The following is a 24,144-nucleotide window of genomic DNA, read 5'->3' as shown; positions in this document are numbered from 1 at the left end:
TCAAGGCGCTACTGGACCTCAAGGACCTCAAGGTATTCAAGGGCCGGCGGGCGCTACTGGCGCTACGGGGGCTACTGGGCCTCAAGGACCTCAAGGTGTTCAAGGACCAGCAGGGGCTACCGGCGCTACTGGACCTCCAGGACCGCAAGGCGGTCAAGGGGCACCAGGGGCTGCCGGGGCAACAGGTGCAACAGGTGCTACCGGGGCTCAAGGACCTCAAGGTATTCAAGGACCTGCAGGGGCTACTGGAGCTACCGGGGCTCAAGGAGATCAAGGACCACCAGGGGCAACTGGCGCTACTGGGCCTCAAGGACCTCAAGGCGGGAAAGGACCTGCGGGGGCTACCGGCGCTACCGGGGCTCAAGGACCGGCTGGTGCTACTGGCGCTACTGGGCCTCAAGGACCTCAAGGCGTTCAAGGACCTGCGGGGGCTACCGGCGCTACCGGGGCTCAAGGACCTCAAGGTATTCAAGGACCGGCGGGCGCTACTGGCGCTACCGGGGCTCAAGGCGTTCAAGGACCTGCAGGTGCTACTGGCGCTACTGGGCCTCAAGGACCTCAAGGCGTTCAAGGACCGGCGGGGGCTACCGGCGCTACCGGGGCTCAAGGACCTCAAGGCATTCAAGGACCTGCAGGTGCTACCGGCGCTACCGGGCCTCAAGGACCTCAAGGTATTCAAGGACCGGCTGGTGCTACTGGCGCTACTGGGGCTCAAGGACCTCAAGGTATTCAAGGGCCGGCGGGCGCTACTGGGGCTACTGGGGCTCAAGGTATTCAAGGACCGGCGGGCGCTACTGGCGCTACGGGTGCAACAGGACCGGCGGGTACTCCAATTCCTGTAACTACGGCTGTATTAGGAAACACAAATGCACAAACTGTATCACCGGGAAGTAATATACAATTTAATGAAACATTTGAATTGTCAAATATATCCTTTAATGGTTCTGATACTCTAACTGTTTTAGAAACTGGTGTATATGATATTAGTTTCTCTGCATCTACAACTTTCCCAGGTTCTTCACCATTTGGCTTCGGTCTTTCATTTAACGGGCAACCACCTACTCGTAATTTCTCAACTAACGTTATCGGTAGTGCGGTTTCTTTCTCAACGATTGTTACTTTAACAGCTGGCACAACAATTTCTGTACAGCCTACAGCAAATACTATTTCTATTCCTAATACAGGCGAAACAACTGCTATACTTTCCATCTTCCGAATTTACTAACCACAATTTCCAATACTATTTTGGAGTTATCAAGCACATTTATAAGTACTAAGTTTTTGATTGTCTATTAAATCTCTCTTTGAATAAAAAGGAGCACTTATTTGGGAGGATAGGTGCTCCTTCTTTACGTTTCTTTACTTCAAATTTACTCTATCTTAATCCTCATTTTGTATGATAAATAGTGAAGTCAAAGATATGAAAGAGGGATGAAAATGAGAGTTATGTCACTAATACGCATTTGGTTTGCACTTATGGTATGCATTATTTTATGTGTAGGATTTTTTTTAACTCTAAAATATTCCACTATATCAAAAGCAGAGAGAAAAACTGCTCCATACAAACTTCTATATACGAAACAAAGCAACATCCCTTATTCCAATGCCACAAAGAATGAAAAAAAAGTTATAAAAGGGATGCTTATTACGAAAGCTTCTAGTTCCGAGGCGTTACTCCAAATTGCTGAAACGATTAAAGATCAGTATACAAATAAAAAAGTCGATGAAATTACACTTTCTATCCACAATGAAAATAGCGGTAATTACGAAGAAGAATTACCTTACGAACCTATTAGTAAAGGCCAAATAATCGTCACATACGATTCCGAATCCTTTGGCAGTACGAATATTATACTTAACGAGTAATATCATGTATCTCAATAGATATGGATTAATAGCTAATGAAGATAGACAAAACTCTCTATCGATTAAAATTTTATGTTGTTTTTATACAAAAAAAGAGGCGAATTTCGTTATTCGCCTCTTTCTTTTACCAAAATGAAGGAATCCATTCTTTCACTTTATCAAGCCACTCTTGTTGCTCTTGTTTTCGTTGTTGTTCCTCTTCTTTCCTTCTCTTCTCTTCTTCTTTTCTTCGTTTTTCCTCTTCTATTGTAGTCAATTGTTTTTTATAATCAGCCTCAGATATGAGCGATAACTGAAATGCTTTTTGAGCTGGATTTGCGTTCGCTTTTTTCATAATATCCCGGAACATTGTCGTCGTAATTTGACTACCACCCGGAACATAATGATCGCTATCGGTTTTATCATATCCTACCCAAATCGCACCTACCAAATCTGGTGTGTATCCAACAAACCATGAATCCTTTGCACCGGTGCTCGGGCCATTTACAATTTGAGTAGTTCCTGTCTTACCTGCCGTATCAACATTATTAACTTTCGCCTTTTCGCCCGTTCCCTTTTCGACAACACCTTTTAATAAATATGTCATTTTTTGAGAAACTTTCTCGCTCGTCACTCGTGTCTCTTTCTTATACCACTTTCCAAGCGTTTCACCTTCAGCATTTTGTATCTCCCTAATTGCATGAGCTTCCACTTGGACTCCGTCATTTGCAAATGTACTGTATGCTTGAGCCATTACAAATGGAGATGTTCCCACATGCATACCGCCTAAAGCAATTGGATACGTACGATCTTCTGGCACTAATGGAATACCAAATCGCTCTAAAGATTTCAATCCTTTATCTAATCCAATTTGTTCTAATAGCCACACAGCTGAAACATTATACGACTTTGCTACGGCTTCATACATTGTCACATCACCGTGAAAAGTATGATCGCTATTTTGTGGTTTATATTCTTTAATGTTAAATGGTTCATCTTTTAATATATCGTATACTTCATATCCTTGTTCTAACGCTGGTACATATACAGCCAAAGGCTTTAACGTTGAGCCAGGTTGTCTTTTTAATTGGGTTGCATGGTTAAACTGTAAAAACTGATACGGCCCTCTGCCTCCAACTAAAGCTGGTACACCACCTGTTTTGGGATTCATAAGAACTACACCCGTTTGCATGAGTTGGTCTGAGCCACTATCTTTGAAATAACTATCATTATTCACAACGTCTTCTACGGCCTGTTGTTTTTTCGGGTCAAGCTCTGTATAAATACGATAACCACCTGCTAAAATTTCATTTTGTGTTAATTCGTACTTGTCCATCGCCTCTCTAACAATATAGTCTACATATTGAGAGTATTTTCCCTTGTATTTATCATCAACGCCACGTTTTAACACAAGTCCACTCTCTTTTTCTTTATTATACTGTTCGTCCGAAATATACCCTTGCTCTTTCATTAAACTTAATACGACATTACGTCTTTCAATTGACTTGTTAAAGTTTTTATAAGGTGAATACGCAGATGGTGCTTTAATCAAGCCCGCAATCGTTGCTGCTTCTGAAATTGTTAAATCTTTTACATCTTTATCAAAATAAGATTTAGCTGCCCTTTTTATACCCCAAGCACCTTCACCAAAATAAATTTGGTTCATATACATTTCAATAATTTCATCTTTCGTATACGTACGCTCTATTTTTTTTGTTAAAAAATATTCCTTAATTTTTCGAGAGTATGTGCGATCCTGTGTCAGAAATACATTTTTCGCAAGTTGTTGTGTAATTGTACTTCCCCCTGCTACAACTTCTCCTGCTGTAATATTTTTAAAAACTGCACTTATAATTCCACTATAGTAAATCCCGTGATGGTTAAAAAATTCCTTATCTTCTACTGCAACAATGGCCTGAACCATAATATCAGGAATATCTTTCTTTTTTACGCCTTCTGTTTTAGAAGAAGCTAATTTAGTCGCAACTTCATTATTTGCATCATAAATTAAGGTCGGCTGCGGAACAGCTTGCTTTAATTCAGATATGTCTTGAATAGAAATTATTATATTTATAGCAATAAATAGAGTAGCGAGCAAACTTCCTAATACAATTAATGAATTACGAAGCTTCTTCCTCTTGTTGAACCACTCCTGCATTTTTTTTAAGTGAGTGTTCTTCAATTTCATTCGTTCACTTCCTTCGTTTGTTTACACTCTTCTTTTCAAAAGGAAGAATATACCTCCTTTTAAATTTATTATAATAACGTAGTCTTTCCTGTAGTGTAAAGCTTTTCTTTCACATTCATACTTTTTGCAAGAAAAGGACATTCTACAAGTAAGATATTCAATATTGATTATTAATATTATTAATACAACAATAAGAGTTATGTTAAGTTTTTGTAAACTTTTCGATAAAATGTTTTAAAAAACGACAGTTTTTTGTTAGAATTGACTAGCCAATATATTTTACATATATTACTTTTGTGGGGGTAACTAATAATGGTCTTTAAATCAAAAAAAGATAAATTTTCTGAAATGTTAATGAATGTTTCCGAAAATTTAAAAGAAGGCGCGCAGTTTTTCGTGGAGTATAAAATTAAAAATGCTAGCGATTTAAAAGAGTTTTCTATGCGCATGAAAGAGTATGAGTCAAAAGGTGACTCATTTATTCACGAAATCATTATGGAGCTAAACAAAGCGTTTATTACTCCTATTGAACGTGAGGACATCCTACAGCTTGCAATGAGTATGGATGATGTATTAGACGGATTAGATCATAGTGCTGGTCTATTCGAAATGTATTCTATTACAGAAGCTGATGAATACATGATTAAATTCGTAGAAGCAATTAATCAATGTGCGATTGAAATTGCAAACTCTGTTGAATTAATGTCTAACAAAAAATTAGTCGACATTCGTACAAATGCGATTAAGATTAAAGATTATGAATCACAATGTGATGATATTCGCCGTCACGCGATTAAGCACTTATTCTCTCGTGAAAAAGATCCAATTAAGATCATTCAATACAAAGAGATTTACGAAGAGCTTGAAGAAGTAGCGGATAGCTGCCAAAGCGTTGCAAACGTATTAGAAACAATTATTATGAAGAACGCGTAAGGAGTTTGATCATGGATACACTCTTGATACTGACCGTTTTAGTAGTCATTTGCGCTTTAGCTTTTGACTTTATTAATGGATTTCACGATACAGCAAACGCTATTGCAACGGCTGTTTCAACGAAAGCTCTAAAGCCTAGACATGCAATTATTATGGCAGCTATTATGAACTTTTTAGGTGCGATGACATTTACAGGTGTAGCAAAAACGATTACGAAAGATATTGTTGATCCGTTCGCTTTACAAAATGGTTCTCTTGTAATTTTAGCTGCTTTACTTGCGGCAATAGCATGGAATTTGATTACTTGGTACTACGGTATTCCAAGTAGTTCTTCGCATGCAATCATTGGCTCCATCGCAGGTGCAGCTATCGCTGCTGCTGGTTTTAGTTCATTAAACTTTAAAGGATTCATAAAAATTATTGAAGCTTTAATCATTTCACCAATTATCGCATTTGTTATTGGTTATATCGTATACAGTATTTTTAAAGTCGTCTTTAAAAACTTTAATTTAACGAAGACGAACAAAAACTTCCGTATATTCCAGATTTTCACTGCTGCATTACAAGCTTATACACATGGTACGAATGATGCGCAAAAAGCAATGGGAATCATTACAATGGCTCTTATGGCGAATAGTTATCATACTTCTAGCGATATCCCGTTCTGGGTACAATTATCTTGTGCCATTGCAATGGGTCTTGGTACTTCTGTCGGCGGATGGAAAATCATTAAAACTGTCGGTGGACAAATTATGAAAATTCGTCCTGTAAATGGTGTAGCTGCTGATTTATCATCATCTCTTGTTATTTTCGGGGCAACATTCATTCACTTACCAGTTAGTACGACGCACGTTATCTCTTCTTCTATTTTAGGGGTTGGTGCTTCTCATCGTGTGAAAGGTGTAAAATGGGGAACTGCAAAACGCATGTTAATTACTTGGGTTATTACACTTCCTATTTCAGCTTCTTTAGCTGCTTTATTTTATTCTTTATTACACTTAATCTTTTAATTAAAAGTCGTCTTCCTTATTTTTCTAGGAAGACGACTTTTTTGTGAACAAAGCTTTTTCCCATGAAAAAGCGTGTATAATAATTGGTGGATAAGTTATATAGAGGAGTTGGCAATTTTGGAATACATCATGTTACTTTTCATCGGGCTAATCGCCGGGACAGTCGGGAGTCTAGTCGGACTTGGCGGCGGAATTATTATTGTTCCGTTATTAATCGGATTACACAGCCTATCACCACAACTTGCAGTAGGAACCTCAATGGTAACAGTCGTTTTTACAGGACTATCTTCCACCCTTACTTATATGAAGCATAAACGAGTAGATTACAAAAGTGGACTTATTTTATTTATCGGGAGTGGCCCTGGTGGTATCATCGGCTCGTGGGCGAATAAATTTTTAAACCAAGATACATTTTCTTTATATTTTGGGATTTTTCTTATTTTTGTCTCCATTCTTCTTATGTTACGAGACAAATTAAAACCCCTTTCTTTATCAAATATGACTGTAATCAAGCACTCTTTTACAGATAACGAAGGAAACACTGTACACTATCAATTCCCACCGCTTCTCGCTATCTTTATCGCCTTTATAGTTGGTTTTATATCTGGGTTATTTGGAATTGGTGGCGGTGCTTTACTTGTTCCAGCAATGATGCTACTTTTTGCATTCCCAGCACATATTGCTGTAGCAACTTCGATGTTTATCGTATTTCTATCAGCAATTGTAAGTTCTGCAACTCACATCTCCCTTGGAAATGTCAGCTGGATTTACGCATTAATTCTTATTCCTGGTGCATGGATTGGTGGAAAAATCGGGGCATATATTAATACAAAATTAAGCGGTAACGCCGTAATTAATTTATTACGTATCACATTAATTATTCTTGGGACTAGATTAATCATTACTTCTTTTTTATAACGTGTTCTTTTTAGAATGCGTTTTTTCTTATACACATGAATATAAAAATCCTCCTAAGAGAACAAATAAAATTAAACAAACACATAATAACATGTAATTGGAAATATGTACTTTCTTCACGTTGACCACTCCTATAACTGCGACTGTTACCTTTATGATAGCGAAAAAATAATTTACTTGCAGTTACAAAGTGCTAACAATGCAAAATCATTTATTACAAATTTTATCCTTATATTTCATTTCTTTGTATATTCTATCGTTTTAATAAAAAAAGATGTCATATTGACATCTTTTTAGTGAAGAAGTGACCATCCCATAAAGTCTTCATGTACTTGGCACGCCCTCTTATCGTTTCGATCATACAATTCAGCATAACTATCTGTTTCTTCATCATAAGCCATCGTATAAATAATTTGGCCATCCACTTCAACGGATAACACGACTCCACCTTTCATCTCTTCTACATGAATGATGGCATTTGCCGGAATTCTCATATCCGTCATTTTTATCGCATCTAACAATATACTAAACCCCCTACAGCGTATTCATTGCTAGTACTATTACACACTAAATAGTATACTACTGTAATAGCATATATTTCGTCAATGAAATTGCTGTTTAAATAGCATATTGTCTTTATACATATACACTAAAAAATAGAAATGTTTAATAAACGGGGGGCTAACATTGATTCTACACAAAGGAGATGTACTATTCCGTCAAGGTGAGGACGGTCCTTTATATTTTATAAAAACAGGTTTATTAAAAGTAGTAAGGATAGAAGAAGATGGAACACCATTTCTATTTAACATTATCGTTCCAGGAGAAACGATACCTCACCATTCCTTAATTTCACCGAAGGAATATCACGGTACAGCAATCGCTTTAATGAAAACGGAAGTTGAACCTATAATTAGCAATGAGTGGTACAATCAACTTCAAGCGGATCCTGCATCATATGCAAATATCGCTATGCAATTACAGTCAAAATTAAGAATGATGCAGCAACGTATCGACCAATTGACGACCGTCTCTCCAAAAGAACGTCTTCATCGCTTACAAGAATGGTTCACACTATATTTAGGTGACATTCCTATATATGAAATATTAACACAAACTGAAATTGGTCAGCTCATCGGTATACGCCGCGAAACGGTAAATCGATTATTGCGAGAACAAATAAAAAACGAGGTGAAATAATACCTCGTTTTTTTGCTTCTTCAAACTCCATCTATTGTAAGCTTGCTGCTGGACCGAAAAATTCATAATGAATATGCTCTTGTTTCACACCTAAATCAGTTAATGTAGCATTTATATGCTTCATAAATGCTACTGGACCACAGAAATAAAATTCTGCTTCCGTTGTCGGAATAATCGTTTGCAGCCATTCAGCTTCAATCAAACCTTCTTTATCAAAGTTTTTCATTTCCAGATCTTTTTCAGTCGGCGCCGAATAGCAAGTGTATGCTTTCACTTGTTCGTATTCATTATCTACTGCCTCAACGTGTTCTTTCATTGCATGTGTATTACTATTTAGTGCTGCATGAACAAAACATACATTACGTTTTGAATCTTGTTCAATTAACGTATTTAGCATACTCATCATTGGTGTAATACCTACTCCACCACTAATTAGGACAACTGGTAATGTTGAATCCATATTTAATACGAAATCTCCCGCTGGTGCACTTACTGGTAACATATCGCCTTCTTTTACATGATCATGTAAGTAATTAGATACTTTACCGTCCGGTGTATCTACACCTTTTTCTTTCTTGACACTAATACGATAATATTCTTTTCCAGGAGCATCTGATAAGCTATATTGACGATTATGTGTATATGTTTCACCTTCAATATTGATTTGAACCGTTACATATTGTCCTGGGATGAATGAAGAAACTTTCCCTCCATCTTCAGGTTTCAAATAAAATGACGTAATAACATCGCTTTCCTTCACTTTTTTTACAACTACAAAGTTACGGAAATCTTTCCATCCACCTTCTTTATGTGCCGCTTCTTCATACATCTCTGCTTCAATACTAATGAATGCATCAGCAATGACACCATAAGCTTCTCCCCATGCGTTTAAAACTTCATCAGGTGCACCTGCGACCTCTTTAATTGCGCGTAGTAAACATGTACCTACAATCGGGTAATGCTCTGCTTTAATACCTAAACTTCTATGCTTATGACCAATTTGTTTTACAACTGGAATAATAACTTCTAAATTATCAATGTACGTTGCAGCTGCATAAACAGCATTCGCTAACGCTTGTTGTTGTCTTCCCTTTTTCTGATTTGTATGATTGAAGATATTCAATAGCTCCGGATGTTCCGAAAATAAAATTTCATAAAATCTCGTTGTAATTTCAACGCCTTTTTCCTGTAATAATGGTACTGTTGACTTTACGATTTCAATTGTTTTTTCACTTAACATTGTATCCCACTCCTCTATTTCCTTAACTGTTTTTAGTTTAACCGAATTGTATAATACAGATTGTGATTTTAATCACTATTAACACGGTGTTTTTGTGAAAAATATATGAACATTGCACTTACAAAAGAAAATAAGCTAACTAGAATGCTAGCTAGCTTATCATTTCGACAATATTTTTCTATACATTCCTCGTTGGCAAATGTTCTTGTAAAACCATATACCCTTCATAAGCTGCGTAACCGAGTATAGCCATTAATCCGATATAACAAGCAAATGCTGTCCATTTCGTTTTCGTATCCACTTTGTAATAGTTTTCCTGTTGTCTCTTGTCTGCATCCCATTCCTGTAATTTTCTTTCTGACATTTCAAATGCTTCTCGTATATGAATTGTATGTGTTTCTTTTTCATCTTCATATGGGACGTAATCAAGTGGCTCAAACTTTGGTAAAAGATACTCTAACACTTCAATCTTTTGAAGTTCTCCTGTTTTTAATTCTTTCTCTCTTTCTTTTTGCCTTAATACATTTATTTCATGTTGCATCATATATATATTCCGATGCACTGCACCAGTTTCTTTTAACTCTTCTTCAAGCCTTGCAACATATTCTTTCATTCCATCAATTTTATATCCTAATTCCTTAATTGGCTCATCTCTCTTTATTACTCTATACAATTCCATACAGCCGATAATAAAAATAAATCCGCCCAAAATACTTTTAAAATAAATTGAATACCCAAGTAGTAAAACAAGCCCCGCTCCCCAAATTTTCGTACTTACAACTGAAATAATCCGTCCCCCGTCTAACGGAGAAACCGGAATTAAATTAAAGAAATTAATCATACTTCCGAGTAAAATAATGAGCGCCCAAAACGGCTCTTTCGTTATCATATAAAGTGGAATAGCCGGTAAAAATGAAAGTAATCCGAAAAGAGGTCCCATATAGGCAATATATGCTTCATCTTTTGCATTTTTAGGCATCTCTTTCATCCCAATAAGAGCGCCCATAAATGGAATAAATATTGCTGGCGATGTTGGTATACCTTTTCTTTTCGCAGCCCATAAATGACCCATTTCATGAATAAACAACAAATAAATGAGCGCTACCCCAAATTGCCAACCATATATAACTGCGTACGCACCAAGTGATAGAAACATACTAAATACCGTTGAAAACTTTGCTAATTTAAAAATTGCAAATACCCACTTTAACTTAGAAAGTAAAAATAACCCTATTGCAACAATAATTCCCCATAATCCTTTTTTATTATTTTTCATATTCCTCTCCTTTATCTTTCATTAATGAATGATATACATTCATCAAAGCTTGTTCTTTTTTCTATTATGACATATTTTTTTCTATTGTTAGAAATAATGTTTATATAATCCATTTTTAGCCAAAAATATAAATAAAAGGAGGTGCGCACAATTGAATTTACAATCTCTCATAATAGGAGCTCTATCTTTTTTAGCCTCAACTCTTATTTTTTATACCGTTAGTTACGTATTACTATTAGATTTGTTGCCCAATCACGTATTTATTGCTCTTATCATCCTTTCCGCTCTTATGATTTCTTTTCTTATTACACGAAAATCAATGAATGAGCCATCTGCAAAAGCAAAGTAATAGAGAGGGGGGGTTCCCCTCTCTATTATCATTTCCTAGGAAAGTTCATATAGAATTGAGGAGTTTATCTCGAATAACGTTTCACCTTATCTTTGTAAATTCATTTTTTCACCATAATCTTTAACAATTTGAATAATATTTTGAAAAACACCTATTTTTTCTTGTTTACTATTTAATATTTTCAAATCATAATTTTCATAATATGTTTCTAATGACTTTAATTGTGATTCTGAAGCACCTTGTACCGGAACAGTAGCATGCAATTCATACTGTTTATATCCTTCCTTTACCTTTTCTCCTAAGATTTTTCCACTCTCTTTTGCTCCAATTAATTTTTGAACTTTTTCTGGAAAAATGACCTGCAAATAGTATTCTTGTTCCTTCTCTAACTTGTTGTATAGTGATTGTGAAATCGTATACCGTACTGTATAATTCACTTTTTGATCGCCCGCTTTAATATGGAACGCGGTAATCTGCAAATCTTTTTTTGTTACTTCCGTTAAAGGACCTGCCTGTGTTTCATCTTCTTTTTGTTCTGATACATTTGGAAATATAGCCAAAAGCTTTTCTGTATCTTTTTTATTCAGCATATACATAGCTTTCTTATGTTGTACCCATCCTCGTCTGTCTTCTCCTCTTAGCCATGCATAATACGTTTCTTTCTTCCCATCTCTACTAATTTGTATTTCATATTCAGGTTCACCAAAGCTACCTGTTATTTCTTGTTTCTCAGCTTTATCTATAATGTCTATTACTACCTTAGCTTCTGATTCCTGTAACTTTTTCTCTTTATGTTTTTTTTGTATAACGGTTACCTCTATTGTTTCTTTCACTTCATTCACCGTCTCTTCCACTTTTTTTGTTTCTTTTTTTTGCTCAACTTGACTACAAGATGCTAGTAACATAACAAATAACAGCAATACATATTTCATTTTCAACTTAATCCTCCTTTTACAATAAGAAACTCTTATAATCTTCATACAAAAAACAAAAACGTGACACACTATAAAATACGCTATACTAAGCATTGAAAGGAGGTCTTTTTCATGTCCATTAATTTTCACGATGCAAATAATAAATACACATACGCACAGCGAAACGCCCATATTTCTTGGAGAGAAATGATAAAAAATATTACAGACGTACAAAAGAAACGAATAATTGATATCGGCTGTGGTGGCGGGATTTATACGAAAGAACTTGCTCTTATGGGAGCAGAAAGTGTTGTTGGGCTTGATTTTTCAAAAGAAATATTACAGGCTGCAAAAGAAAATTGTAGCGGATTTTCAAACATTTCTTTCATTCAAGGTGATGCACATAGCGTCCCATATCCTAATGATACATTCGACATTGTTATTTCGCGCGCAGTTATTCATCATTTACAAGACGTTCCTACATTTCTACGTGAAGCTTCTCGTATATTAAAGAAAAACGGTGTACTTATTGTACAAGACCGAACTATTGAAGATTGTACGATCCCTGGAAGTCCCGAACACATCCGTGGATATTTTTTCTCTATCTTCCCAAAACTCATTGAAATAGAATCAAAAAGACGTCCAAAAACCACCACGATACAGCAAGAATTACAAAAATATTTTCTTCACGTTTTCCCGACTCAAACACAATGGGAGATACGAAAAATACATGGTTCTGTACAGGCATTATTGCAAGATTTATCACCTCGAACAGGCCGATCCATTCTATATGAACTAACAGATTATGAACTTTCTCAACTTCTACAACAAGTAAAGACCGCCTTACAAAACGTCTCTCCTATTATCGAAAGAGATCGTTGGACCATTTGGAGCGCCATGAAGTTGTAAGGAAGGAAGCCTCACAAAATAATGTGAGGCTTCCTTCTTTCATAATCTAATTTTGCAACACTCTTGATATCCTCCACTTCTGGCCTGTGCACTTCCACACTTCGGACATACTAAATATCTAGACTGATTTGTCAACAAACTACCTTTTTGAAAGAGTAAAACTTCTGCTTGTTTAAACGAACGCGAATAATATAACCACATAAAACCAATTATAGCAATAATGCCAAATAATACTCCCATCGCAAGCATTTCAGTCACCTCTTTTGGTTTGTTCTTTCCAGCAAGTGGATTGTTGTATTATTCTCTCTAAATTCAAACAATCCCTTCTTTACTCCTATAAATATCAACTTTCTCTATAAATTTTACAATTCTCCGCAAATTTTTACTTCTGTTTTACAATTCAATTTACATCAACTATTCATTCCAAAACAAATAACATTTCCGCATATATATATTTTATTAAAAAATATATTGACTTTCTAAAAAAAAAATGTAACAATACTTTCAGAATACTTGAATAAAAATTCATTGACGAGAACGAGTACGTTATAGGACTGTCCCCCAGAGAGTTGGCGATTTGCTGAAAGCCAACGTTCAGTGCGTAGCCGAAAATCATCTCCGAGAAGTAGAACCGAATGTTATAGTAAGTTCTTACCGGCTGTCCCCCGTTACAAGGAACACGTATCATGTTGTACGTTGCAGAGCCGTATACATATAGAATTATTTCTACATGTATAAATTAGGGTGGTATCGCGGGTAAATATAACTCGTCCCTTTCTTTAGGGACGAGTTTTTTGTGTTCTTACAAATGAATTTTAAAAAAGGAGGAAAAACAATGAACACTGTATCAAAAAAACATATTTTTTTCACGGGTCTTATGCTATTTTCTTTATTTTTTGGGGCAGGTAATTTAATTTTCCCTCCCATGCTTGGACAAAATGCAGGCGAAAACTTTTGGCCGGCAATGATTGGATTTTTACTAACAGGAGTGGGTTTACCACTACTAACAGTTATCGCAATTTCTTTATCAGGAAATGGTATGCAGCAACTTGCAAGTCATGTTCACCCATTATTCGGAATATTCTTTACGGTAGTTGTATACATCGCCATTGGTCCTTCTATGGGTATTCCACGCGTTGCAAATGTCGCTTATGAAATGGGCGTTAGTTCTTTCTTACCAGAAACGATTCGCTCTAGCAGCCTAGCACTTTTTGCATATACAATCATCTTCTTTGCTATCGTATATTGGCTGAGTTTGAATCCATCTAAACTTGTAGATCGTATCGGAAATATATTAACACCTATTTTATTACTCTCTATTTTCTTATTGTTTGTTAAAAGTGTATTTACACCACTTGGACAATCAGGACCTGCAATGCAAGAGTATCAAACTTTTCCGATTTTCAAAGGCTTTATGGAAGGTTACTTAACGATGGATACCATTTCAGCACTTGCATTTGGAATTATCGTTGTAAATACCATTCGCTCTAAAGGTGTGAAGGATCGTAAATCCATTGCCATCGCAACAGCCAAAGCTGGACTTATTGCTGCTATTGGCCTCGTACTTGTATATGGTGCGCTTGGCTGGCTCGGTGCAACTAGCGTCTCGCTCGGATATGCAAAGAATGGTGGAAAATTACTTACTGTAATCGTACAACAATTATTCGGTCCATATGGTCTGCTTTTATTATCTCTTATCGTTACACTCGCTTGCTTAACAACATGTGTTGGACTTGTATCTGCATGTAGTCAATATTTCTCAACATTATTGACTAAATTTTCATACAAAACATTCGCAAGTATCATTTGTGTATTGGGATTATTAGTTGCCAACTTAGGTTTAACAAAAATCATTTCCATCTCTGTTCCAATTTTACTTGTTGTATATCCAGTTGCGATTGTACTTGTTCTACTATCGTTACTGCATAAATATTTCGGTGGATATCGCTCTGTTTATGTAGGTGCTTTAATTGGCGCAGCAATCGTAAGCGTATTTGATGGATTAAAACAAGGTGGTATTTCAGTTTCATTTATCACATCATATTTTGAATTTATCCCTTTATATAATGAAGGAATAGGTTGGCTAGTACCTGCATTAATCGGAGCTCTTATCGGCCTTACAATCGCTAAGCTAAGCGGCGCGAAAAAAGTTCCCTTACTCACCGAATCTCGTGAAATAAAAGCATCCTAAAAAACTCCCGAAAGGGAGTTTTTTTACATTTGATAAGCAGTATGATTAAAACTGCTTATTTTATACGCTTTCGTATAATAATCGATATTTGTATCCACTGTTTCTACTTTGACAACATCGTAGCACTCTTCTTGCTTTATTAAAAATAAATAGTACTCTTCTGTCGCCTCAACAATTGCAATTTTATCTGTTTCAACATTATATTGTTCACAAAGCGCTTGTAATGCGTTCACATAATCCCCTAGTTTTTTAGACTTATCCATACCGAATATAGTTTGAACTAGCATATACATTCTCCCCTTTGTATGTACTGTTAACAACTTAATGATAACGCTTACATTTATTGGCGTCAATAAAAAGATTTTGTACAAACTAATAACCAGTGGGGACCACCCCACTGGTTAAAATTTCACTTTATCATTTCGTCAATTGATGTCGAAACGCATAAATAACCGCCTGTGTCCGGTCACTTACATTTAGCTTATTTAATATATTGCTCACATGTGTCTTTACTGTTTTGAGGGCAATAAACAACTCGTCTGCAATCTCTTGATTACTTTTCCCCTCTGCAATTAATAACAAAATTTCAGACTCTCTTTCTGTTAACTCCTCATGCAAAGGTTGTTCTTTCTTCTGACGCATACGAGACATCATTTTACCAGTAACTTTCGGCTCTAATACCGTTTCTCCATCATAAGTAGCTCGTACAGCGTCTGCTATATCACTCGCTCTTGATGTTTTTAATAAATAACTTGTCGCTCCGGCCTCAATAACAGGATACAATTTCTCATCATCTAAAAAGCTCGTTACAACTACAATTTTTGCTTCTGGCCATTCTTGAATAATAGCACGTGTTGCTTCAACACCATCCATCTCATCCATGACAAGATCCATCAAAATAATATCCGGCCTTAATTGCAAAGCTAACTCTGAACCTTTTCTTCCATTTTCAGCTTCTCCAACTACTTCAATATCTGGCTGCGTTGATAAATATGCTGATACACCCATTCGAACCATTTCATGATCATCCACTAGTAATACTTTAATCATGATTCTCCCCCTCTCTCAATCATAATCGGTACTTTTACTTCTATTTGTGTACCTTTATTTGGAAAACTAAGTACCTTTAATGTCCCACCAATTTCATGAACACGCTCTTGTATTGACCTTAATCCGTAAGAACCAGCCTTATTCACTCCTACTTTAAAACCTACACCATCATCAATAATTTTCAATATTGCATATTGATCAATTTTTCGAAGACGCACTTCCGTTTTCTTTGCCTTCGCATGACGTAAAGTGTTAGATAGCGCCTCTTGTACAATGCGGAATAAGTGATCTTCTACACCTTTTTTTAATTGAATCGGTTCAATTAACCATTCAATTTTCATATGTTGCTTTCTAGATAGTTCTGTTAATAATTCTTCTATACCTTCTGTTAGTTTCTTACCTTCTAACTGTACTGGGCGTAAATGAAGAAGCAATGCTCTCATTTCTGACTGTGCATTTACAACCATATTTTCAACGAGCTGTAACTGCTTTTTCGTCGTTTCTGGAAATTCAGCTACTTGTTCATTAATAGCCGACATCATCATCGACATTGCAAAAAGCTGCTGACTTACAGAATCATGCAGCTCCCTCGCCAATCGATGCCTTTCTTGGGAAATCGCTTCTTGTCTCATCTCTTCATTCCAATGAGCTCGTTCATTCGTTACCTTTTGAAAGAGTCCAGCTTGCTCCTCTAATCGACGAGCCAGACCGATTACTTTTCGTTCCACTTCATGAAATTCATCATCTGCAGTAAACGAAACATCACTCGGAAAATTCCCTCGCTCTACTTCAAATAGAAACGTATTTAATCCTTGTATACGCTGCTCTATATAGTAACCGATTGCATATCCTACAATCCCCCCGATAAGTAAACTTGTAGTCATAATAAACAAGCCAATTGGAACAGAAGCGATGGATTCCTTCCATAATAAATCATATACTTGTTGCTCGCTTTTCCATACATATACAATTGTACAAATGAGTGCGATACTAACTGAGGACAACATAGAATAACGAATATACATCCACGAAATATTTTTTTGTTTCTTCATTATACTTTCCTCACTTCCGTATCGCCTACGACAAGCGAAGAAATAATTTTAATACGACGAGGAGCCTCTTTATACTGCTCTGTTCTAAATGTAACATTGCGGTTAAACCCTGTCTCCTCATGACCTGGCAAGAGCACACGTCCGACAATAACAGAATGATTTAAAGACAGTTCAATATCATATGGCACATATAAACGAATATTACCAACGACACCCCGAATAACAATTACCGTTTCTCCTTCTGGAATCATAGCAGTTGTTAAATCTATTTCCACATCACAAGCACCATATTGAACATTAATATCCTCAAGTTCATAAATATGATCCATCATTCGTACATTGCCTACAAACATATTTTTTAAATATGGTTCTGTACGATATATTTGCTTCTCTTCGTCTATAATCCCTTCTTCTTTAATTTCAACCTTCATTGCTTTTTGCTGATGCCCTTGTTGAATCAATTGATAACCAATTAAAGCTAAACAAGCAAATACGACAAGAACAAATGCTGCTGATGAAAATAAGAAGAATAAAAATACGATACCACCGACAAATAAAAATACATTTCCCCGTACATAACGATTCTTTTTACGATAATGCCTTCCAAACATAAGCATAATAAATGCAAAAATGAGACCACCTGGTTCAAAATGTCCAAGTATCATATCAAGAAAAAGACCGAATCCAAATATGATGAGGAGCATCCCCATTAATTGTGTCTTTGAAAAATGTTTCTTCATTTCAGCTCCCCCCTTCTTGTCACATATACATAGAAGAAAAGGCATTGCTTTCCAACACCTTTTCTCCTATCACTATATCATAAGCCTGTTTTATAATATACTACTATTATTTTGTTAACTCTTTCGTTAACGATACATCATTCTTTTCTTTCATTTCACGCTCAAGCTTTGCAATCTTCATATCAAATGTGTCACGTTCATGCTCCTCGTTCATACGAGTTTCTAAGTCGCGAATATGATCTTCAATTTCTTCAAAGCGTAAGAATGGATTATTTTCATCCATTTTATGCATCGCAGTATTCATACGACGATTTGCATGTGCCATATTTTCACGTGCCATTAATTCCATACGTTTTGCGTGCATTTCTTTTAATTTATTTTTCATTTCAGAAAGACGACGCTCTAGCTCATCAATTTGTTCTACAACACCTGCATACATTTCTTCTAATCGAGTTACTTGCCCTTCATAATAAGCTACTTCTTCTAATGCACGCTCATGTAGTTGTAGTTCGCCTGCTTCTTGAGCGATGATCGCTTGCTTAGATCTTTTATTCACGAAATAACGTGCTTGCTCAAGCTCACGAGCAAAGTTAGATTTTAATGTTTTATGACGCTGAATTAACTTCTCAATTTTTGTTATTTCACGCTCACTATCACGTAAATATTGGTTTAACATAGCAATTGGGTTTTTTCTTTCTTTCTCATCTAACACATTATGAAAATCTGCTAAAATTGCATCGCGTACACGTCCGAATAAAGATTGTTTCATTATAATCTTCCTCTCTTCTACTTTATAAATTTGATTTGATTGATTTTATATTAGTTTTTCATTAACTTGTTCCACTCATCTTCAAAGTTGCTATATGGTTTAGAACTTTCTGGAGCAGAATCAACAACTACATCTTTTTCTTTTTTCCACTCACGGTATCCGTAGTATAAAACTACTAATGCTGCAATACCGATTAATGCTGGGGAATGAGAAAGGGCGATGGACAAGCCGATCAAACCAACAATACCCCAAGCTAACTTTCCAAAAAATGATTGTGCTCGCACAAATGATTTATAGCTCCAGTACACAACTCCTGCTCCGATTGCGAATCCTACAATACCAGCAAGACTACCAAGAGCAATTAAAGCTAAAATACCAGCCGCGATAAACGCTAGAAATTGTTTCATCTTGTGCTTGCCTCCCTTCGATTTGATACTCTTATCTTAACTATTTTTTCTTTTTTCCATAACGAGCTTAAGAACCGTTTTTAACTCAGACTTAAGACCGAGTTGCATTCAGCCTTTTGTAAAAACATACGGTAGCATGGGATCATTCACTCTTTTCCCGCACATAAAAAGCCGTACAGAGAATGTTCTCTGTACGGCTTTCGTTACTTTTCATACACTTCATTTTCATTATGCTGTTTTATGATACTCTTTTTTTTCCGCTACTTTAGAAAACCTCGGGAAACCAATTAATATAGAAATGATTCCACATACGCCAACTAAGATTGGATAAAACGCATATGGTAACAGTTCAATTGGAGATAACGCCGCAAATCCTGCTGCTGTTAACATTTGCGCACCATACGGAATTAACCCTTGCACACAGCACGAGAAAAGATCTAATACACTCGCTGATTTACGAGGATCAATTTCATATTGATCTGCAATGTTTTTCGCAAGCGGACCTGTAAAGATAATAGAAATGGTATTATTCGCTGTACACATATTCGTCATACCTACTAAACCAGCGATACCGAACTCTGCTCCTTTTTTTGAACGAATGTTACGCGTTAAAATATTCATTAAATATTGAATGCCACCATTATATTGAATCAATTCGACCATACCGCCAATTAAAATAGCAAGTAATACTAACTCCATCATACCGCCCATTCCAGTCGTTACACTTTTAAAGAAACTCTCTAACGTATAACTTCCATCTAAAAGACCGATAACCCCAGATAGTACAGTTCCACCAGTTAACACGATAAGTACATTCCAACCAAGTAGCGCTGTAATAAGTACTCCTGCATACGGTAAAATCTTTATCCAGTCAAAGCTATGCGTTTTAATCTGCGTATCGCTTCCTAAAGTAATGATTACTAATAGTACAATTGTAGTAATAGCTGCTGGTAATACAATTAAAAAGTTCGTTTTAAACTTATCTTTCATTTCTGTTCCTTGTGAACGTACAGCTGCGATTGTTGTATCTGAAATAAATGATAAATTATCACCAAACATCGCTCCGCCAACAACAGTAGCCATCGTAAGTGCAATTGAGATATCAGTTTGCCCACTAATACCTACAGCAATTGGTGCTAATGCAGCAATTGTTCCCATTGAAGTTCCCATCGCTAATGAAATAAATGCTCCTATAACGAAAATGCCAGCTACGATAAATCCTTGTGGTAAAATCGATAACGCTAAGTTAACTGTAGAATCAACGCCACCCATCCCTTTTGCTGTTTCAGAAAATGCTCCTGCCAGTACAAAAATCAGAACCATAATCATAATGTCTGGGTTCCCTGCACCTTTAGCAAATCGTTCCACTTTTACATGAAAACTTTCTTTACGATTCATTGCTAAAGCGACTCCTACAGCAATTGAAATTGCTACAAGTATCGGCAATTTATAGAAATCACCTGTAATAATTCCAGAACCAATAAATAGCGCCAAAAATATCCCAAGTGGTAATAATGCCAAACCATTTCCTCTCGTTTCTTTCAAAGTACCATCTCTCCCTAGTTTCAACCTTTTTCTAATGAATAACAAAAGACCTCTTCCAACGAGAAGAGGTCTTATACATCTATAAGAAACGCTCTTCTCATCTTTCAAGCATATGCTTGCTGGATTTGGCACAGCACTCTGAAATCGAGTCCGCTGCCGAGGCATCGTAGGGCCAGTCCCTCCGCCTCTCTTTATAAGAAGGTTTCATATTTATTTTTTAATAATAATTTCTTCCCTAACTTTACTCGCTTACAAAACAAAAGTCAATTATTTTTTGTATAGATTTTTTTGGTAATTATACAAAAATTTGAATACAATAATCATTTTAACTTTTTGATTTCTTCTTCCAATATTGAAATCCAATAAAATTCACTATTTTTTATTGCAGCTATGATCCATTTCGTAGTGTACCAAGCTAACTCATACTCTTCTTTTGTAACATCGCCACTTTTATAAGCATCCTCTAGCTCATCTTCATCGAGTACATACATTTTACCATTCGGTAATAACACTACATCTAAATATAAATCATCAAAATATGGTAAGCCACAGTCATCTATTTCATATTCTTTCGCCACATCGATATAATATTGCACTAATTTTTTCTGATCATCTAACATAGCTGTAATCGCAAAGTTTTTCCCATCTATGAAATATTGAATCCACGTATACTGATTACCAGCAATACATAGCTCTTTACCGTCATATTCTTTACAACTAGGTTCTCTCACCTTTTTTATTTCCAGTATTCCTAGCATTCCTTCTTCTATTTGCTTAACAGTATAATCCCTCTCTATTAGTCGCTTCCACGAAGAACCGTCACCATATTTACGTTTCATTTCGTCTGCTCCCTTTCTATATAGAAAAGCCCCCACATATTATGTGAGAGCTTGTTCAAATTATAATTAAGCTGCTTGCTTATTAGAAATTTCTTTCAAGTAGGCTTGTCCTTTTTCAGCGTCATACTGACCTTCCCACTTAGACATAACTACAGCTGCTAAAGAGTTACCTACAACGTTAACTGCTGTACGGGCCATATCTAAAATACGGTCAATACCAGCAATAAAGGCTAAACCTTCAGCTGGAATACCTACTGTACCAAGTGTCGCTAATAATACAACGAATGATACGCCAGGTACACCCGCAATACCTTTTGATGTAAGCATTAATACAAGTAATAATGTAATTTGTTGTGTAATAGATAAATCAATACCATACATTTGTGCTAAGAAAATAGCCGCAATTGCTTGATATAAAGTTGATCCATCTAAGTTAAATGAATAACCTGTCGGAATAACAAAAGATGTAATTGCCTTTGGACAACCAAACTTCTCCATTTTCTCCATGATTTTTGGTAAAACTGTTTCTGAACTTGCTGTAGAGTACGCTAAGATCAGTTCATCTTTTAAAATCTTAAAGAATTGGAAAATGTTAATTCCAAATATTTTCGCTGTAATTCCTAATACGACTACAACGAAGAAAATCATTGCTCCGTATACTACAATTAATAATTTCCCTAATGGAATTAATGAAGAAAGACCAAATGTAGAAACTGTAACTCCAATTAACGCAAATACACCAAATGGTGCAAATTTCATAACTTGGTTTGTTACGTAAAACATTGCATCAGCTACACCTTGGAAAAATTGAAGAACCGGTCTTCCTCTTTCACCAATTGCCGCTACACCTAAACCAAATAATACAGAGAAGAATATAATAGCAAGCATATCTCCGTCAGCTAATGACTTTACAATGTTTGTTGGAACAATATTTACAAATGTATCTGCAAACGAATGACTTTGTACTTGCTCTGTCGTATGTGTATATTTCGAAATATCTGTCTTTGTTAACTGCTCCATATTCACGCCTTTTCCCGGTTGGAAAATATTCGCAATTAATAGACCGACAATAATTGCAATTGTTGTAATAATTTCAAAGTAAATAATTGTTTTTCCGCCTAGTCGACCTAATTTTTTAACATCGCCAACACCAGCAACCCCAACAACAATACTCGCTACAACAATCGGTACAACGATCATTTTAATTAATCGGATAAAAATATCACCAATTGGTTGTAAATAACTCACCACTGCCGGATTGCCAAAGAAAATCGCCCCAACTGCAATACCTAGCGCAAGACCAATTAAAATTTGCCATGCAAGTCCTATTCTTTTCATATTTGTTGTAACCCCCTCTTCGATGTGTCACTCTATCTCTCATTCTATCTATCTCTATAAAACTTGAAATTAAGAGTATTACATATTATTCGACAATTCACTACATTTTGTCCCTGTTAAAAATCATAAATCAAAATTTAAAATCTGACAACAAAATAAGTTTGCCCGAACGCAAATAATTTTCTTGACAAAAATAAAACCCATGTCAGAAAACCTAACATGAGAACGATTCCTTACCAGTGTTTTATTAAATGTATAACTAATATTTCACTACATAAAACAATTTCACTTTTCCCTTTATTTTACAAGAAACTCTAAAAATACACCCTTGTTACACAAATATAAAAAATACATCTGCAGTGAAATTTATCGCTGAAAAATGATAAATTCCGACAAAACTTAGTAATTTTATAAAATTTTCTTTACATTATGGTTACAACGATAGACACTCTTCTTCTTATGATATATAACATTCATAGGGAAAGGAGCCAGACAACCATGAAAAAGAAATTTGTAGCGTTCAGCGTTTTAGCAGCAGGAACGATTTTCGCTTCCCCGTTACTTTCACCCGCATACGCTGAAACGAATCAAGATAAATTATCTAATATTCAATCTGAATTAGAAGGAAAACAAAATGACTTACAAAATAAATCAGCCGAGAAAGAACAAATAGAAAAAGAAATTCAAGAATTACAAAAGAAAATCGACGATTTAACTACTTCTATTAATAAAAACGAAGCTGAATTAAACGATACAAAAAAAGAAATTAGTAAAACACAACAAGTAATTACTGAAAAAAAGAAACATATAGAGCAATTACAAACAAACATAGATACACGTCAGGAAGTTATTAAGCAACGACTGCAATCTATGCAAGAAAAACCTCGCACAAATATCATTACGGAAGTATTAACAAATTCTGCAAACATTGCTGATCTTGTTGATAATATGTACTCTGTCAGTTTAATTTTAAACAACGATACTGATATTGTGAAAAAACAAACAAATGACCAAGATGCTGTGACGAAAGAAAAAGAGGCTGTTGAAAAAAAAGAGCAACAACTGAAAGAATCCGAGCAAAAATTAGAACAAAAACAACAAGAATTACAAAACAACCAACAACAGCAACAAACTCTTATTAGCGATCTACATACGAAAGTAGCAAAAGTAGATTCAGAGATTGAAGGATTAGAAGAATCTAAAGGCATTTTAGAAAATCAGCGTCAAGCTGTTCAAAAGGCAATTGAAGAAGAAAAACGCGCAGAAGAAGCTCGTAAAGCCGAGGAAGCTCGCAAGGCGGAAGAAGCTCGTAAACAAGCTGCTACATCTGCTCAAACAGCTCAAGCGGCCCCAACACCACACGATACAAACATCGGTGGATTTATTAAACCAGCAGCTGGATCAAAAACTTCTGGTTTTGGCGTGCGCTCT

The 24,144-nt window shown here is 35.9% G+C and carries 25 protein-coding genes, 1 riboswitch and 1 other annotated feature; of the genes, 10 read left to right on the top strand and 15 right to left on the bottom strand.

What is annotated here, in order from left to right:
• The coding region (locus tag MR083_RS21110) for a Gly-Xaa-Xaa repeat protein (RefSeq protein WP_242269806.1) at positions 1–1,225 on the top strand (1,225 nt) is incomplete at its 5' end.
• Positions 1,226–1,437: 212 nt separating this feature from the next.
• Entirely contained in the window at positions 1,438–1,866 is a 429-nt protein-coding gene (locus MR083_RS21105) for a hypothetical protein (RefSeq protein ID WP_001265564.1), read from the top strand.
• A 124-nt stretch (positions 1,867–1,990) separates the two neighbouring features.
• Here MR083_RS21105 and MR083_RS21100 read toward each other — a convergent pair whose 3' ends face one another.
• The gene (locus tag MR083_RS21100) at positions 1,991–4,033 is read right to left on the bottom strand and encodes a transglycosylase domain-containing protein (RefSeq protein WP_000769283.1); all 2,043 of its coding nucleotides are present in this window, start codon (positions 4,031–4,033) and stop codon (positions 1,991–1,993) included.
• Positions 4,034–4,345: 312 nt separating this feature from the next.
• On the opposite strand from MR083_RS21100, the gene MR083_RS21095 reads away from it, so the two are divergent.
• The 3 genes from MR083_RS21095 to MR083_RS21085 all read left to right on the top strand — a co-directional run bounded on the left by MR083_RS21095 (position 4,346) and on the right by MR083_RS21085 (position 6,894).
• Positions 4,346–4,966 (top strand): DUF47 domain-containing protein, encoded by a 621-nt coding sequence (locus MR083_RS21095; protein WP_000231448.1) that lies wholly within the window; start codon positions 4,346–4,348, stop codon positions 4,964–4,966.
• Between the two features lie 11 nt (positions 4,967–4,977).
• The gene (locus MR083_RS21090) at positions 4,978–5,976 is read left to right on the top strand and encodes an inorganic phosphate transporter (RefSeq protein WP_000380271.1); all 999 of its coding nucleotides are present in this window, start codon (positions 4,978–4,980) and stop codon (positions 5,974–5,976) included.
• Between the two features lie 117 nt (positions 5,977–6,093).
• Positions 6,094–6,894 carry a sulfite exporter TauE/SafE family protein gene (locus MR083_RS21085; RefSeq protein ID WP_242269805.1) on the top strand — a complete coding sequence of 267 codons (801 nt, stop codon included), beginning with the start codon at positions 6,094–6,096 and terminating at the stop codon, positions 6,892–6,894.
• Between the two features lie 293 nt (positions 6,895–7,187).
• On the opposite strand, the gene MR083_RS21080 is transcribed toward MR083_RS21085, so the two are convergent.
• On the bottom strand, positions 7,188–7,415 hold the full coding sequence (locus tag MR083_RS21080; protein WP_000882907.1) for a hypothetical protein: 228 nt from the start codon (positions 7,413–7,415) through the stop codon (positions 7,188–7,190).
• 166 nt (positions 7,416–7,581) lie between these two features.
• Between MR083_RS21080 and MR083_RS21075 the strand changes: the two genes are divergently transcribed.
• On the top strand, positions 7,582–8,094 hold the full coding sequence (locus tag MR083_RS21075; RefSeq protein ID WP_000600575.1) for a Crp/Fnr family transcriptional regulator: 513 nt from the start codon (positions 7,582–7,584) through the stop codon (positions 8,092–8,094).
• Between the two features lie 31 nt (positions 8,095–8,125).
• Here MR083_RS21075 and hmpA read toward each other — a convergent pair whose 3' ends face one another.
• Together hmpA and MR083_RS21065 are read right to left on the bottom strand one after the other, a co-directional pair.
• On the bottom strand, positions 8,126–9,334 hold the full coding sequence (gene hmpA, locus MR083_RS21070) for an NO-inducible flavohemoprotein (protein ID WP_000947720.1): 1,209 nt from the start codon (positions 9,332–9,334) through the stop codon (positions 8,126–8,128).
• 178 nt (positions 9,335–9,512) lie between these two features.
• Positions 9,513–10,610, bottom strand: a complete 1,098-nt coding sequence (locus MR083_RS21065) for a site-2 protease family protein (protein ID WP_000794485.1) — start codon at positions 10,608–10,610, stop codon at positions 9,513–9,515.
• Positions 10,611–10,761: 151 nt separating this feature from the next.
• On the opposite strand from MR083_RS21065, the gene MR083_RS21060 reads away from it, so the two are divergent.
• Positions 10,762–10,959: a hypothetical protein gene (locus tag MR083_RS21060; protein ID WP_001053353.1), complete on the top strand. Its 198-nt coding sequence runs from the start codon at positions 10,762–10,764 to the stop codon at positions 10,957–10,959.
• Between the two features lie 86 nt (positions 10,960–11,045).
• Here the strand turns inward: MR083_RS21060 and MR083_RS21055 are convergent, their stop codons facing one another.
• Complete coding sequence (locus MR083_RS21055) at positions 11,046–11,897, bottom strand: YhfM domain-containing protein (RefSeq protein ID WP_000782993.1); 852 nt, start codon at positions 11,895–11,897, stop codon at positions 11,046–11,048.
• 108 nt (positions 11,898–12,005) lie between these two features.
• On the opposite strand from MR083_RS21055, the gene MR083_RS21050 reads away from it, so the two are divergent.
• Positions 12,006–12,782 (top strand): class I SAM-dependent methyltransferase, encoded by a 777-nt coding sequence (locus tag MR083_RS21050; protein ID WP_000026256.1) that lies wholly within the window; start codon positions 12,006–12,008, stop codon positions 12,780–12,782.
• Between the two features lie 39 nt (positions 12,783–12,821).
• Here the strand turns inward: MR083_RS21050 and MR083_RS21045 are convergent, their stop codons facing one another.
• Positions 12,822–13,031, bottom strand: a complete 210-nt coding sequence (locus MR083_RS21045) for a hypothetical protein (RefSeq protein WP_000880630.1) — start codon at positions 13,029–13,031, stop codon at positions 12,822–12,824.
• 270 nt (positions 13,032–13,301) lie between these two features.
• Positions 13,302–13,560 (top strand) — a binding site (T-box leader).
• Between the two features lie 57 nt (positions 13,561–13,617).
• Between MR083_RS21045 and brnQ3 the strand changes: the two genes are divergently transcribed.
• Complete coding sequence (gene brnQ3, locus MR083_RS21040; RefSeq protein ID WP_396022311.1) at positions 13,618–14,973, top strand: branched-chain amino acid transport system II carrier protein BrnQ3; 1,356 nt, start codon at positions 13,618–13,620, stop codon at positions 14,971–14,973.
• Between the two features lie 23 nt (positions 14,974–14,996).
• Here brnQ3 and MR083_RS21035 read toward each other — a convergent pair whose 3' ends face one another.
• The 9 genes from MR083_RS21035 to gltP all read right to left on the bottom strand — a co-directional run bounded on the left by MR083_RS21035 (position 14,997) and on the right by gltP (position 22,713).
• Positions 14,997–15,335, bottom strand: coding sequence for a DUF3922 domain-containing protein (locus MR083_RS21035; protein ID WP_370530097.1), 339 nt, complete (start codon positions 15,333–15,335; stop codon positions 14,997–14,999).
• Positions 15,336–15,390: 55 nt separating this feature from the next.
• Complete coding sequence (locus MR083_RS21030) at positions 15,391–16,023, bottom strand: response regulator (protein ID WP_000598709.1); 633 nt, start codon at positions 16,021–16,023, stop codon at positions 15,391–15,393.
• Positions 16,020–17,075 (bottom strand): sensor histidine kinase, encoded by a 1,056-nt coding sequence (locus MR083_RS21025; RefSeq protein WP_000744320.1) that lies wholly within the window; start codon positions 17,073–17,075, stop codon positions 16,020–16,022. The genes MR083_RS21030 and MR083_RS21025 overlap by 4 nt, the downstream gene beginning before the upstream one ends.
• On the bottom strand, positions 17,075–17,815 hold the full coding sequence (gene liaF / locus MR083_RS21020; protein ID WP_000716091.1) for a cell wall-active antibiotics response protein LiaF: 741 nt from the start codon (positions 17,813–17,815) through the stop codon (positions 17,075–17,077). The genes MR083_RS21025 and liaF overlap by 1 nt, the downstream gene beginning before the upstream one ends.
• A gap of 106 nt (positions 17,816–17,921) precedes the next feature.
• Complete coding sequence (locus tag MR083_RS21015; RefSeq protein WP_000814138.1) at positions 17,922–18,584, bottom strand: PspA/IM30 family protein; 663 nt, start codon at positions 18,582–18,584, stop codon at positions 17,922–17,924.
• 50 nt (positions 18,585–18,634) lie between these two features.
• Complete coding sequence (locus MR083_RS21010; RefSeq protein WP_000808648.1) at positions 18,635–18,991, bottom strand: lmo0954 family membrane protein; 357 nt, start codon at positions 18,989–18,991, stop codon at positions 18,635–18,637.
• 228 nt (positions 18,992–19,219) lie between these two features.
• Positions 19,220–20,536: a Na+/H+ antiporter NhaC family protein gene (locus MR083_RS21005; RefSeq protein ID WP_242269803.1), complete on the bottom strand. Its 1,317-nt coding sequence runs from the start codon at positions 20,534–20,536 to the stop codon at positions 19,220–19,222.
• A 94-nt stretch (positions 20,537–20,630) separates the two neighbouring features.
• Positions 20,631–20,736: riboswitch (SAM riboswitch) on the bottom strand.
• 120 nt (positions 20,737–20,856) lie between these two features.
• Positions 20,857–21,375, bottom strand: coding sequence for a ribonuclease FAU-1 family protein (locus tag MR083_RS21000; RefSeq protein WP_242269802.1), 519 nt, complete (start codon positions 21,373–21,375; stop codon positions 20,857–20,859).
• A gap of 66 nt (positions 21,376–21,441) precedes the next feature.
• Complete coding sequence (gene gltP / locus MR083_RS20995) at positions 21,442–22,713, bottom strand: glutamate/aspartate:proton symporter GltP (RefSeq protein ID WP_000821138.1); 1,272 nt, start codon at positions 22,711–22,713, stop codon at positions 21,442–21,444.
• A 498-nt stretch (positions 22,714–23,211) separates the two neighbouring features.
• Between gltP and MR083_RS20990 the strand changes: the two genes are divergently transcribed.
• On the top strand, positions 23,212–24,144 hold a 933-nt coding region (locus MR083_RS20990), incomplete at its 3' end, for a murein hydrolase activator EnvC family protein (protein WP_242269801.1).

This window comes from Bacillus cereus group sp. BfR-BA-01408, from assembly GCF_022663305.1.
Lineage (GTDB): Bacteria > Bacillota > Bacilli > Bacillales > Bacillaceae_G > Bacillus_A > Bacillus_A pacificus.
Note: the sequence above shows the minus strand (reverse complement) of the source record. Positions and strands in the feature narration are given on the sequence as shown.

Bases quoted from the DNA above. Each gene is read 5' to 3' on its own strand.
- MR083_RS21065 (WP_000794485.1), bottom strand. From the start codon at position 10,610: ATGAAAAATAATAAAAAAGGATTATGGGGAATTATTGTTGCAATAGGG.
- gltP (WP_000821138.1), bottom strand. From the start codon at position 22,713: ATGAAAAGAATAGGACTTGCATGGCAAATTTTAATTGGTCTTGCGCTA.
- MR083_RS21095 (WP_000231448.1), top strand. From the start codon at position 4,346: ATGGTCTTTAAATCAAAAAAAGATAAATTTTCTGAAATGTTAATGAAT.
- hmpA (WP_000947720.1), bottom strand. From the start codon at position 9,334: ATGTTAAGTGAAAAAACAATTGAAATCGTAAAGTCAACAGTACCATTA.
- MR083_RS21010 (WP_000808648.1), bottom strand. From the start codon at position 18,991: ATGAAACAATTTCTAGCGTTTATCGCGGCTGGTATTTTAGCTTTAATT.
- brnQ3 (WP_396022311.1), top strand. From the start codon at position 13,618: ATGAACACTGTATCAAAAAAACATATTTTTTTCACGGGTCTTATGCTA.
- MR083_RS21050 (WP_000026256.1), top strand. From the start codon at position 12,006: ATGTCCATTAATTTTCACGATGCAAATAATAAATACACATACGCACAG.
- MR083_RS21090 (WP_000380271.1), top strand. From the start codon at position 4,978: ATGGATACACTCTTGATACTGACCGTTTTAGTAGTCATTTGCGCTTTA.
- MR083_RS21015 (WP_000814138.1), bottom strand. From the start codon at position 18,584: ATGAAACAATCTTTATTCGGACGTGTACGCGATGCAATTTTAGCAGAT.
- MR083_RS21000 (WP_242269802.1), bottom strand. From the start codon at position 21,375: ATGAAACGTAAATATGGTGACGGTTCTTCGTGGAAGCGACTAATAGAG.
- MR083_RS21025 (WP_000744320.1), bottom strand. From the start codon at position 17,075: ATGAAGAAACAAAAAAATATTTCGTGGATGTATATTCGTTATTCTATG.
- liaF (WP_000716091.1), bottom strand. From the start codon at position 17,815: ATGAAGAAACATTTTTCAAAGACACAATTAATGGGGATGCTCCTCATC.
- MR083_RS21045 (WP_000880630.1), bottom strand. From the start codon at position 13,031: ATGCTTGCGATGGGAGTATTATTTGGCATTATTGCTATAATTGGTTTT.
- MR083_RS21105 (WP_001265564.1), top strand. From the start codon at position 1,438: ATGAGAGTTATGTCACTAATACGCATTTGGTTTGCACTTATGGTATGC.
- MR083_RS21100 (WP_000769283.1), bottom strand. From the start codon at position 4,033: ATGAAATTGAAGAACACTCACTTAAAAAAAATGCAGGAGTGGTTCAAC.
- MR083_RS21030 (WP_000598709.1), bottom strand. From the start codon at position 16,023: ATGATTAAAGTATTACTAGTGGATGATCATGAAATGGTTCGAATGGGT.